The organism is Hydrogenophaga sp. (genome assembly GCF_014773545.1).
GTDB lineage: Bacteria > Pseudomonadota > Gammaproteobacteria > Burkholderiales > Burkholderiaceae_C > Hydrogenophaga.
Genome location: NZ_SDDV01000017.1, coordinates 16,138 through 27,924 on the forward strand (window position 1 = coordinate 16,138; position 11,787 = coordinate 27,924).

Sequence of the window (11,787 nt, forward strand, 5' to 3'; positions counted from 1 at the left end):
ATCAGTCGCGCAACACCACGCCGGCGCCGGTGCTCCACCAGAAGTACACCTCGTCTTCCCAGGTGATTTCAGAGTGTTCCTGGCGCGAGGTGTTGGCCTCGGTGATTTTCACCCGCGTGCCGTCGCTGGTGACGACGATGTAACTGTTGTACGAGCCGACGTAAGCAATTTCCCTGACCCGGCCCTGAAACAGGTTGGGTCCGGCCTGGTCGGGGCGGCGCTTGCTGATTTCAATTTTCTCTGGCCGCACCGCCAGCGCCACCGGCATGTTCAGGGTGCCGCTGACGCCGTGGCCGACGTGGATTTCGCCCACGCCGGTGTCGATCGCGCAGCGATCGACCTCATCGACGCTGAGCCTGCCTTCGAGCAGGTTGACATTGCCAATGAAGTCGGCCACGAAGCGGTTGGCCGGGTATTCGTAAATTTCCTCTGGCGTGCCCACTTGCAGCACGCGGCCCTTGCTCATGACGGCGATGCGGTTGGCCATGGTCATGGCCTCTTCCTGGTCGTGCGTCACCATCACCACCGTCACGCCGACGCGCTCGATGATGTTGACCAGTTCGAACTGGGTTTGTTCGCGCAGCTTTTTGTCCAGTGCACCCAATGGCTCGTCGAGCAGCAGCAGCTTGGGTTTTTTGGCCAGGCTGCGTGCCAGCGCCACGCGCTGTTGCTGACCGCCCGAGAGCTGGTGCGGCTTGCGCTTGGCAAAGGCTGCGAGTTGCACCAGCGACAGCATTTCCTCGGTGCGTTGCCGGACTTCGGCTTTTGGCATGCCTTCGCGCTTCAAGCCGAAAGCCACGTTTTCCCACACGTCCAGGTGCGGAAACAGGGCGTACGACTGGAACATCATGTTCACCGGTCGTTCGTAGGGTGGCATGGCCGCCACGTCCTGCCCGCCCAGCAGAATGCGCCCCGAACTCGGCGTTTCAAAACCGGCCAACATGCGCAGCAGGGTGGACTTGCCGCAGCCCGAGCTGCCCAGCAGAGCAAATATCTCACCCTTGGCAATGGACAGTGACACCTCGTCGACCGCCAGCGCTTCGTCGAAACGCTTGACCAGCCTCTCGGTCACGAGAAAGCCTGGGGCCTGTGCCATTTGTTGCTCCTACTCTTCGAAGATCGGATCGGGCGGAAAAAAGGCTGTTCAGCCGCAACGGATGAACAGCCCTGCGCCCCGCAAGGACAGCCGCTTTCAGCGGCCGCGTTTGAAGGCGTTGTAGGTGTCGTTGAGAACGCCACTGACTTCCAGGGCAAAGCCGCCGGCAGGGACCAGGCGTGCCGTGTCTTGCTCACCCAGGAAGATGGTGGTGTTGTTTTTGATCTCGGGCCGGATCAGCGGCAGCGCCGCTTTGTTGCCGGTCGGGTAGTTCATTTCGTTCGCCATGCGGGCGGCGTTTTCGGCGCGCAGGTAGAAGTTGATGAAAGCATGGGCGTTGTTCGGGTGTCTGGCGTCTTTGGTGATGGCCATGGCGTCGACGAACAGCAGGCCGCCGGTGCTGGGCAACAGCGGCACGATCTGGTCGGTGCCGCCTTTTTCCAGCACACGGCCCGCAGCAATGTTGATGTCGCCCGACCAGCCCACGAACACGCAGGCCTCGCCGCCGGCAATGTCGTCGATCATGGTGTTGGAGAAGCGGCGAATGTCCGGCCGCACCTTGGCCAGCATCTCGGCCGCCAGTTGGAAGTCGGCCGGATTGCTGCTGAAAGCGGGCTTGCCCACGTAATGCAGCGCCACCGGCATGATTTCATGTGGCGAATCCAGCATGATGATGCCGCAGCCGCGCAGCTTGCGGGTATAGGTCGGGTTGAACACCAGCTCCCAGGAGTTTTCCGGGATCGGGGTGGCACCCAAGGCCCGCTCGACTTTCTGCCGGTTGATGCCGACCGTGGTGAAGCCCCAGGCCCAGGGCACCAGGAACTGGTTGCCAGGGTCGGCCACAGCGACCTTTTTCATGAATTCGGGGTCCAGGTTGGCCAGATTGGGAATCTTGGCCTTGTCCAGCGGCTGAAAGAAGCCGGCGGCGATCTGGTGCTGGGCAAAGCCGGTTCCAGGCACCACGATGTCGTAGCCGGTGCCGCCGGCAACCAGCTTGGCGTGCAGCGCTTCGTTCGACTCAAAGGAGTCGTAGTTGACCTGAATGCCGGTTTCCTGCTCAAAGGCGGCGATCATGCCCTCGGGTATGTAATCGGGCCAGTTGTAGATGTTGAGCACTTTCACGGCATCGAGCACGGGCGCGGCCGGCGCCGCCGCCACCACCGGTGCAGGCGCCGTGGGTGCAGCCACCGGCTCCTCTTGTTTGCCACAGGCGCTCAGCAGCAGCGCCGCGAGGGTCAGAACCAAGACATGTTTTTTCATGGTGGAAAGATTCCAAACAGGGGGAGTGGAAGGCGGCGTGTAAGAGGCAAGACCGACCATGACGGGGCGTCACACCGGCACGGGTATTTTAGTGTCAATCCAGCAGCCCGGTGTGTTGCAGTTCGTCCCTGGTGGCGTCCAGACAGCGGCGTATCAGCGCCATCATTTCGTCGATCTGGGCGCGCGTCATCACCAGCGGCGGCGCAATGATCATGCGGTCGCCCACGGCGCGCATGATGAGGCCGTTTTTGAAACAGTGGCGTCGGCAGATCATGCCGACCGCCAGCGCCGGGTCGAATGCGTGCAGCGGCGCCTTGTGGCGCACCAGCAGCAGGCTGGCCACGAAGCCGCAGCTTTGCGCCTGGCCCACCAGCGGGTGCTGCTGGAGCTCTGCAAAGCGTTCGGCCAGATAGGGGCCGACATCGTGCCGAACGCGCTCGACCAGGTCTTCGCGTTGCAGCAACTCGATGTTGGCCAGCGCCACCGCGCACGCCACCGGGTGGCCGCTGTAGGTGTAGCCGTGGCTGAATTCGCCGCCGCGCTCGATCAGCACCTGCGCCACGCGCCCACCCACCAGCACACCGCCCAACGGTATGTAGCCGCTGGTGACGCCTTTGGCGAAGGTGATGAGGTCGGGTCGGTAGCCGAATTTCTCATAGGCAAACCAGTGGCCCAGGCGGCCAAAGGCGCAGATCACTTCGTCCGAGATCAGCAAAATACCGTGGCGGTCGACGATGCGCTGAATTTCGGGCCAGTAGCTCGCGGGTGGGATGATGACGCCACCGGCGCCCTGCACCGGTTCGGCAATGAAGGCGGCCACCCGGTCGGCGCCGAGTTCCAGGATTTTTTCTTCCAGCCAGCGCGCTGCGCGCAGGCCAAAGTCGTGCTCGCTTTCACCCGCCCGGGCATGCTCGAAAAAATACGGTTGCCCGATGTGCGCGATGTGCGGAATCGGCAGGTCGCCCTGAGCGTGCATGGCGCTCATGCCGCTAAGTGATGCGCCCGCCAGCGTGCTGCCGTGGTAGGCGTTGTGGCGGCTGATGATCACCTTGCGCTGCGGCTGACCCAGCAAGTCCCAGTAGCGGCGCACCAGACGCACATTGGTGTCGTTGGCCTCGGAGCCGCTGCTGGTGAAGAAAACATGCTCGAATGCGTGCTCCCCGCTGCGCGGCGCCAGCGCGGCCAGCTTGCTGGCCAGTTGCAGCGCGGGCACGTTGGTGGTCTGAAAAAAACTGTTGTAAAACGGCAGCGTCATCATTTGCGCGTAGGCCGCGTCGGCCAGCTCGCGGCGGCCGTAACCGGCGTTGACGCACCACAGCCCGCTCATGGCGTCGAGAATTTTTTCGCCCTCGGAATCCCAGATGTAGATGTTGTCGGCGCGGGTGATGACGCGCGCGCCGTGCCGGGCGAGCGCCGCGTGGTCGGTGAACGGGTGCAGATGGTGCGCGCTGTCGAGCGCCTGCAGGCTGGCGGTGTCGGCGGGCGCGGCGGTATTCGATGGGTTCATGCTCAGTGCGGGCCAGTGGAGATTGCAAGGCGCTTGGCTGCGCGCCGCAGGGCGTGCCTCATACGTGCAGCAGCAGGTGTTCGCGCTCCCAGGGGGAAATCACTTTCATGAATTCGGCGAATTCGAGCTCCTTGATCTCGCTGTAGATGGTGATGAATTCCTTGCCCAGCACCTCGTGCAAGTCGGGTTCGCGGCGCAACCAGTCCAGCGCCTCACCCAGGCTGCGCGGCAGCGCGTAGGGCGCCAAATAGGCGTCGCCCTTCATCTCGGGTTTGGGTTTGATTTTGTTTTTCAGCCCCAGGTAGCCGCAGGCCAGCGTCATGGCCATGGCCACGTAGGGGTTGGCGTCGGCGCCAATGACGCGGTTTTCCACCCGCCGCGCCGCCGGAGCAGAAATCGGTGAGCGGATGCCGACCGTGCGGTTGTCGTGACCCCACTCGATGTTGATCGGCGCGGCGGTGTGGCGCGCGAGCCGCCGGTAGCTGTTCACATACGGCGCCACCAGCACCATGGCGGCCGGAACATAGCGCTGCAGGCCGCCGATGTAGTGGTAGAAGGCTTCGGACGGCGAGCCGTCCGGGTTGCTGAACAGGTTCATGCCCGTGCTCTTGTCAATGATGCTCTGGTGTACGTGCATGGCGCTGCCGGGCTCGCCCGCAATCGGCTTGGCCATGAAGGTGGCGTACATATCGTGGCGCAGCGCGGCTTCGCGCACCGTGCGCTTGAAGAAGAACACCTCGTCGGCCAGGCCCAGCGGGTGGGCGTGGAAGAAGTTGATCTCCATCTGGCCCGCGCCCACCTCGTGGATCAGCGTGTCCACATTGAGCTCCATCTTGTCGCAGTAGTCGTAGATTTCCTCGAACAGCGGGTCGAACTCGTTGACGGCGTCGATGCTGTAGGCTTGGCGCGAGGTTTCGGCGCGGCCGCTGCGGCCAATGGGCGGCTTCAGCGGGGTGTTCGGGTCGGTGTTGCGCGCCGTCAAATAAAACTCAAGCTCGGGGGCCACCACCGGCTCCAGGCCCTCGGCGGCAAACAAGTCGCAGACCCGGCGCAGCACGCTGCGCGGCGCAAACGGCACCAGCTTGCCTTCGTGGTCGAAGCAATCGTGGATTACTTGCGCGGTTGGATCGACGGCCCAGGGAACGATGCGCACCGTGCTGGGGTCGGGGCGCAACTGCATGTCGCGGTCGGTTGGGTCGATGACGTCGTAGTAGGGGCCGCTGTCCGGGAATTCACCCGTCACACCCATGCCGACGATGCCTTGCGGCAAGCGCATGCCGCGGTCTTCGGTGAACTTGCCGCGCGGCAAAATTTTGCCGCGCGCCACGCCGGTCAAGTCAGGCACCAGGCATTCGATCTCGGTCACCCGGCGCTGGTTGAGCCAGACCTCCAGGTCGTTGAAGCTCATATTCTTGCGGTTGATCACAGGCGTGCTCCCGCAGCGTGCGGCGCGCTCGGGTGCCGCGCAAGCGCAGCCGGCGGCCAGACGGCGCGGCGCTGGCTCATGCGCTGGCGGCAGGCCTGGGCGGCATAAAACGGCGTTTGCGTGCAACGCCACTCAGGGTGGAACTGCACCGCATAGGCAAAGCTGCGTGCCTCGCGCACGGCAAAAGCCTCCACCAGTCCGTCCGGGGCGTGGGCCAGCGCCTGCAGGTCCGGCGCCAGCCGGTCGATACCCTGACCGTGGAGCGAATTGACCTGCACCTGCGAAGCGCCGGCCCAGGTCTCGAAAATGCTGCCCGGCAGCAGATGAATCGCATGGCTGGGCCCGTACTGCTGCTCGGTGGCCACACCCTCGGGCTCGCGGTGGTCTTGCAGGCCAGGCACCAGGTGCACCTGCTGGTGCAGGCTGCCGCCGAGCGCAACGTTGATTTCCTGAAAACCCCGGCACACGCCCAGCAGTGGCACGCCTTGCTGCACGCAGGCGCGCACCAGCGCCAGCGTGAGCGAGTCGCGCACCGGATCGAGCGGCAGATTGGGGTCGCTCACCTCTTGGTCAAAGTGCGAGGGGTGCACGTTGGACGGTGAGCCGGTCAGCATGACGCCGTCGACCAGCGCCAGCAAGTCGTCGATTTGTCCGGCGTCGGCCAGGGGAAACAGCACCGGCTGCGCCTGCGCCCCCTGTTTGACGGCGCGGGCGTATTTGTCGCCCAGCAGCAAAAAGGGCATTTGGTGTCCGTGGTCACCCAGCAGGCGGTGGTCGGCCGGCAGCCAGACCATGCAAGGCGGTGGATTTATCGCATCTCCAGGAGCAGGGCTTGATTATGACGCGGCCGTTGGAGCACAGGGCGCGGCGCAGCGGGACGTCTGCTGCTTGATCGATCCGTTCGGGCTTTGCGACAATGGCGCTCATGCACACCCCCGCCCCCTACCCCCTGACGCGCCCGCGCCGCTTGCGCCGCGATGCCTTCACCCGCGATCTGGTGCGCGAGCACCGCCTGAGCCCGCACGACCTGATCTATCCGGTGTTCGTGCTTGACGGCCAGGGCCGGCGCGAGGCGGTCGGCTCGATGCCGGGCGTCGAGCGCCTGAGTCTGGACCAGTTGCTGCCGCTGGCCGAAGAAAGCGTGGCGCTGGGCATACCGATGCTGGCCTTGTTTCCGGTCATCGAGCAAGGCCTGAAAACCCCTGACGGCCGCGAAGCGCTCAACCCCGATGGCTTGGTGCCGCGCGTGGTGCGCGCGCTCAAAGACCGCTTTCCACAACTGGGCTTGATGACCGACGTGGCGCTCGACCCCTATACCAGCCACGGCCAGGACGGCTTGCTCGACGCAAACAACTACATCGTCAACGACGCCACCGTGGCTGTGCTGGTGCAGCAAGCGCTGGTACAAGCCCAGGCCGGGGTGGACGTGCTGGCACCGAGCGACATGATGGACGGGCGCATCGGCGCCATCCGGCGCGAACTCGAAGCGCGCGCGCTGGTGCACACCCGCATCATGGCCTACAGCGCCAAGTACGCCAGCGCCTTTTACGGCCCGTTTCGCGACGCCGTGGGCTCGGCCGCCAATTTGGGCAAGGCCGACAAAAAGGTCTATCAAATGGACCCCGGCAACGCCGACGAAGCCTTGCGCGAGGTGGCGCTGGACTTGGCCGAGGGCGCCGATATGGTGATGGTCAAACCCGGCCTGCCCTATCTGGACATTGTGCGCCGGGTGAAAGACGAGTTTCGCGTACCGACTTTTGCCTACCAGGTCAGCGGCGAGTACGCCATGCTCAAAGCCGCAGCGCAAAACGGCTGGCTAGACCACGACGCCGTGCTGCTTGAATCGCTGCTGGCGTTCAAGCGCGCCGGGGCCGACGGCGTGCTGAGCTATTTTGCCCGCGACGCCGCCCGGCTGCTGCGCACGTGAGCCGCGTGCGATCTGGACTTCGACAGGCTCAGTCCGAACGGGCATGACTTTGAAAGGCGCCCCAAAAAATGAAAGTCATGCCCGTTCTCCCTCACCCCCAACCCCTCTCCCGCACGCGGGAGAGGGGAGCGAAGTGAGTCGAGGACCGACTTTCACGTTAACGGGAACAAGAATTGCTCTGCCCAACCGTTCGTCCTGAGATCCGTTCGTCCTGAGCCTGTCGAAGGAAGCCTGTCGAAGGGGTCGAAGGAAGCCTGTCGAAGGGCTCGGGACGAACGCTTGCTACTTCACCGGGCCCAAGCAAGTTAAGCGGCCGCGGCCGCAGGCGCAGCGGCGGCGGCAAAATGGTCGAAGCTGCGCCCCGGCAGCGCGATCGCCCGGCCCGCTGCATCCAGCAGCCGCAGCCCCGGCGCGCTGCCGATGCGGCCGATGCGCCGAATCGGCGTCTGGCTGGTCTGCGCGGCGGCGGCCACGGCGGCGGCGTCGGCCGGCGCGGCGCAAAACAGCAGCTCGTAGTCGTCGCCGCCGTGCAACAAACACTCCAGCCGCTGCGGCAGCGGCAGCGCCAGCAGTTCGGTGGCGACCGGCAACTGGTTCAGCTCGATCTCTGCGCCGACGCCGCTGGCGCGCAGCACGTGGCCCAGGTCGCCGGCGAGTCCGTCGCTCAGGTCGATGGCGGCGTGTGCCAGTCCGGCCAGTGCCTGGCCCAGCGCCAGCCGCGGTGCGGGCCGTTCCAGCCGTGCGCGCAGCCGCGCCAAGGCGCCGGGCGCGCTGTGCTGGCAGGCCCAGTCGGTGCCGCGCAGCAGCTCCAATGCCAGCCGCGCCAAGCCGGTGCCGCCGCTCAGGTACAAATCGTCGCCCGCTCGGGCAGCGTCGCGTCGCAGTGCCCGCCCGGGCCAGACCTCGCCCAGCACGGTGATGCAGATATTGAGCGGGCCACGGGTGGTGTCGCCGCCGATCAGCGGGCAGGCGTGTGCGTCGGCCAGCGCAAACAGCCCGTGCGAGAACGCGCCCAGCCAGGCCTCTTCGGCGGCCGGCAGCGCCAGCGCCAGCGTAAAGCCCAGCGGGCGCGCGCCCATGGCGGCCAGATCGCTCAGGTTGACGGCCAGCGCTTTGTGGCCGAGCGCGGCCGGATCGACGTCGGCAAAAAAATGCCGACCCTCGACCAACATGTCGCTGGAGATCGCCAGTTGCCAGCCGGGTGCGGGCCGCAGCAGCGCGCAGTCGTCGCCTATGCCCAGCGCGACGGCGGCCGGCAAAGCGGCTGCGGGGCGCTGGAAATAACGCCGAATCAGCTCAAATTCACCCATGCGCTTTGCGGGGATCGAATAGAAAAGGGTGGCGCGCGGGCGCACATCAGGGCGCTGCCTGTGCGCTCATGCGCGCGCTGTTCCAGTACACATCGTCGCCGCCGTGCTGGCGGTTGAGCATGCGCGCCAACACGAACATCAGGTCAGACAGGCGGTTGAGGTATTGCAGCGGCGTTTCCCGCAAAGCCTCTTCGGCGCCCAGCGCCACCACGGCGCGTTCGGCGCGGCGCGCCACCGTGCGACAGACGTGGGCCAAAGCGGCGGCGCGGCTACCAGCCGGCAAAATGAACTCTTGCAGGTTCGGCAGGCTGGCGTTGTGCGTGGCCAGCGCCTGGTCCAGCGCGAGCACGGCATCGGGTTTGAGCAGTTCATAACCGGGAATCGACAACTCGCCGCCCAGGTTGAACAACTGGTGTTGGACATCGACCAGCACGGCGCGCCACTCGGCCGCCATGTCTTCGCACAGCAGCAGGCCGATGTGCGAGTTGAGCTCGTCGACCTCGCCCATGGCGTGAATCCTCAGGCTGTTTTTCGACACGCGTGTGTTGTTGCCCAGTCCGGTGCGGCCGCTGTCCCCGGTGCGGGTGGCGATTTGAGTCAGGCGCTGGCCCATGGCATGAATTCCTTTTGACGCAGATTGTTCATCAACAGCGCAGCCGCAGGAAGCGGCAGTTCGGCACAAACGCGCTTTGATATGGGGGCGATTGTAAAAATCTTGTTGATCGACGCAAGGCGGCGCACTAGACTGGCCGAGGCCATCTTCCCACGTCAGTGCCATCAACCCCATGGAGTCGCGCATGTCAAACGAAGTCAAATGCCCTTTTGCTGAAAGTGTCCGCAAACATACCACGGTGGGAGCGCCGTCCAACGTGGGCTGGTGGCCCCAGCAACTGCGCCTTGGCGTGCTGCACCAGCACACCTCCAAGTCCAACCCCATGGAGGAGGAATTTGACTACGCCGCAGCGTTCAAGACGCTGGATCTGGACGCCGTCGTCAAAGACCTGCATGCTCTGATGAAAGATTCACAAGACTGGTGGCCGGCCGACTTCGGCCACTACGGCCCTTTGTTCGTGCGCATGGCCTGGCACAGCGCAGGCACCTACCGCATCCGCGACGGGCGTGGCGGCGCCGGCACGGGCGCCCAGCGTTTTGCGCCGCTCAATAGCTGGCCCGACAACGTCAACCTTGACAAGGCGCGTCGGCTGCTGTGGCCGGTCAAACAAAAGTACGGGCGCAAGCTGTCCTGGGCCGATCTGATGATTCTGGCCGGCAATGTTGCGCTCGAGTCGATGGGGTTCAAGACCTTTGGTTTTTCCGGTGGCCGCGCCGACATCTGGGAGCCGGAAGAAGACATCTACTGGGGCTCCGAGAGCACCTGGTTGGCCGACCAGCGCCACAGCACCGACGGCGCCTTGCAGTCGCCGCTGGCGGCGGTACAGATGGGGCTGATTTACGTCAACCCGGAAGGCCCGGGCGGCAACCCCGACCCGCTCGCAGCGGCGCGCGACATTCGCGAGACCTTCGCTCGCATGGCGATGAACGACGAAGAGACCGTGGCGCTGATCGCCGGCGGCCACACCTTTGGCAAAACCCACGGCGCCGGTCCGACCAGTCACGTCGGCCCCGAGCCGGAAGCCGCCGGCATCGAGCAGCAGGGGCTGGGCTGGAAGAGCAGCTTGGGCAGCGGCTGTGGGGCCGACACCATCTCCAGCGGCCTGGAAGTCACCTGGACCAGCACGCCCACCAAGTGGAGCAACAACTACTTCTGGAACCTGTTTGGCTACGAATGGGAGCTGACCAAGAGCCCGGCCGGTGCACACCAGTGGACGCCCAAGCACGGCATGGGTGCGGGCACCGTTCCCGATGCCCACGACCCGGCCAAACGGCACGCGCCCGCCATGCTGACCACCGATCTGTCCTTGCGCTTTGACCCGGCGTACGAAAAGATTTCGCGCCGCTTCCTGGAAAACCCCGATCAGTTTGCCGACGCCTTCGCGCGCGCCTGGTACAAGCTGACGCACCGCGACATGGGCCCGATCAGCCGCCACCTCGGGCCGCTGGTGCCGCGCGAAGCGCTGCTCTGGCAAGACCCGATTCCGGCGCCCGATCACCCCTTGATCGACGCGCAAGATCAGACCCTGCTCAAGGAAAAACTGCTCGGCTGCGGCCTGTCCATCACCCAGTTGGTGACGACAGCATGGGCTGCGGCGGCCAGCTTTCGGGGCAGCGACAAGCGCGGCGGCGCCAATGGGGCGCGCATTCGCCTGGCGCCGCAAAAAGACTGGGCGGTCAACCAGCCGGACGAGTTGGCCCAGGTGTTGCAGCAGCTTGCAGCGGTTCAGGGTGAATTCAAGCGCAGCGCAGCGGGGGGCAAGAAAGTATCGCTGGCCGACCTGCTTCAGGGTGAATTCAACCACAGCGCAGCGGGCGGCAAGAAAGTATCGCTGGCCGACCTGATCGTGCTGGGCGGCAATGCCGCCGTCGAGGCTGCCGCCAGCAAAGCCGGGCACGCTCTCAGCTTGCCGTTTGCGCCCGGACGCATGGACGCCCTCCAGGAGCAGACCGACGTCGAGTCGTTCGCCGTGCTGGAGCCGGTGGCGGATGGTTTTCGCAACTACGTGCGCCCCGGGCACGAGGGCGCGGCGGCCGAATTGCTGATCGACAAGGCGCAGTTGCTGAGCCTGACGGCGCCGCAGATGACGGTGCTGATCGGTGGTCTGCGCGTGCTCAACGCCAACGTTGGGCAGGCGCCGCACGGCGTCTTCACCCAGCGCCCGCAGACGCTTTGCAACGACTTCTTCGTCAACCTGCTCGACATGGGAACGGTCTGGCAGCCGTCTGCCGGCGCGCCGGGCGTGTGGGAGGGGCGCGATCGCGCCAGCGCCGAGCTCAAGTGGACGGCGACGGCGGTCGACCTCGTGTTCGGCTCCAACTCGCAGTTGCGCGCGCTGGCCGAGGTCTATGCCTGCAGCGACGCGCAGGCCAAGTTCGTGCACGACTTCGGCGCCGCCTGGGTCAAGGTCATGAACCTGGACCGCTTCGACCTCGCCTGAGAGCCGGCGCCCGTCGGGCGCCATGCCTTTGAGCTGTACAGCTGCACAGATGCCTTGGGCGCTCGCCAGTGGGGGCTGGCGCTGCCCCGGGGCGGGCCGACGCAGATCGGGGGGGGTGCAAGAGCCGCAGGGCACGCTGGCCTGGTGCTGCGTGTGCTGCTGCTCCTCATGGTTGCTGACTGGGCGCACGGCAACCTGGCCCATCGCG

The 11,787-nt window shown here is 65.4% G+C and carries 9 protein-coding genes; 2 read left to right on the forward strand and 7 right to left on the reverse strand.

What is annotated here, in order from left to right; all coding sequences use genetic code 11:
• Position 1 precedes the first annotated feature (1 nt).
• From potA to EST26_RS10170, 5 genes are all read right to left on the reverse strand, one after another.
• Positions 2-1,096 (reverse strand): polyamine ABC transporter ATP-binding protein, encoded by a 1,095-nt coding sequence (potA, locus tag EST26_RS10150; RefSeq protein WP_291067562.1) that lies wholly within the window; start codon positions 1,094-1,096, stop codon positions 2-4.
• 96 nt (positions 1,097-1,192) lie between these two features.
• Entirely contained in the window at positions 1,193-2,356 is a 1,164-nt protein-coding gene (locus EST26_RS10155; protein WP_291067564.1) for an extracellular solute-binding protein, read from the reverse strand.
• 94 nt (positions 2,357-2,450) lie between these two features.
• Positions 2,451-3,863: an aspartate aminotransferase family protein gene (locus tag EST26_RS10160; RefSeq protein WP_291067565.1), complete on the reverse strand. Its 1,413-nt coding sequence runs from the start codon at positions 3,861-3,863 to the stop codon at positions 2,451-2,453.
• Between the two features lie 58 nt (positions 3,864-3,921).
• Positions 3,922-5,271: a glutamine synthetase family protein gene (locus EST26_RS10165; RefSeq protein WP_291067579.1), complete on the reverse strand. Its 1,350-nt coding sequence runs from the start codon at positions 5,269-5,271 to the stop codon at positions 3,922-3,924.
• A 14-nt stretch (positions 5,272-5,285) separates the two neighbouring features.
• Positions 5,286-6,083 carry a gamma-glutamyl-gamma-aminobutyrate hydrolase family protein gene (locus EST26_RS10170; protein ID WP_291067567.1) on the reverse strand — a complete coding sequence of 266 codons (798 nt, stop codon included), beginning with the start codon at positions 6,081-6,083 and terminating at the stop codon, positions 5,286-5,288.
• Positions 6,084-6,214: 131 nt separating this feature from the next.
• Between EST26_RS10170 and hemB the strand changes: the two genes are divergently transcribed.
• A complete protein-coding gene (gene hemB, locus EST26_RS10175; protein WP_291067570.1) occupies positions 6,215-7,216 on the forward strand; it encodes a porphobilinogen synthase in 1,002 nt (333 codons plus the stop codon).
• Positions 7,217-7,521: 305 nt separating this feature from the next.
• Here the strand turns inward: hemB and thiL are convergent, their stop codons facing one another.
• Entirely contained in the window at positions 7,522-8,526 is a 1,005-nt protein-coding gene (thiL, locus tag EST26_RS10180) for a thiamine-phosphate kinase (protein WP_291067572.1), read from the reverse strand.
• 46 nt (positions 8,527-8,572) lie between these two features.
• Positions 8,573-9,139 carry a cob(I)yrinic acid a,c-diamide adenosyltransferase gene (locus EST26_RS10185; protein WP_291067573.1) on the reverse strand — a complete coding sequence of 189 codons (567 nt, stop codon included), beginning with the start codon at positions 9,137-9,139 and terminating at the stop codon, positions 8,573-8,575.
• 184 nt (positions 9,140-9,323) lie between these two features.
• On the opposite strand from EST26_RS10185, the gene katG reads away from it, so the two are divergent.
• Positions 9,324-11,579 carry a catalase/peroxidase HPI gene (katG, locus tag EST26_RS10190; RefSeq protein WP_291067575.1) on the forward strand — a complete coding sequence of 752 codons (2,256 nt, stop codon included), beginning with the start codon at positions 9,324-9,326 and terminating at the stop codon, positions 11,577-11,579.
• Positions 11,580-11,787 lie beyond the last annotated feature (208 nt).

Coding starts and splice junctions, on each gene's coding strand:
- potA (WP_291067562.1), bottom strand. CDS start 1,096: ATGGCACAGGCCCCAGGCTTTCTCGTGACCGAGAGGCTGGTCAAGCGT.
- EST26_RS10155 (WP_291067564.1), bottom strand. CDS start 2,356: ATGAAAAAACATGTCTTGGTTCTGACCCTCGCGGCGCTGCTGCTGAGC.
- EST26_RS10160 (WP_291067565.1), bottom strand. CDS start 3,863: ATGAACCCATCGAATACCGCCGCGCCCGCCGACACCGCCAGCCTGCAG.
- EST26_RS10165 (WP_291067579.1), bottom strand. CDS start 5,271: ATGAGCTTCAACGACCTGGAGGTCTGGCTCAACCAGCGCCGGGTGACC.
- EST26_RS10170 (WP_291067567.1), bottom strand. CDS start 6,083: ATGGTCTGGCTGCCGGCCGACCACCGCCTGCTGGGTGACCACGGACAC.
- hemB (WP_291067570.1), top strand. CDS start 6,215: ATGCACACCCCCGCCCCCTACCCCCTGACGCGCCCGCGCCGCTTGCGC.
- thiL (WP_291067572.1), bottom strand. CDS start 8,526: ATGGGTGAATTTGAGCTGATTCGGCGTTATTTCCAGCGCCCCGCAGCC.
- EST26_RS10185 (WP_291067573.1), bottom strand. CDS start 9,139: ATGGGCCAGCGCCTGACTCAAATCGCCACCCGCACCGGGGACAGCGGC.
- katG (WP_291067575.1), top strand. CDS start 9,324: ATGTCAAACGAAGTCAAATGCCCTTTTGCTGAAAGTGTCCGCAAACAT.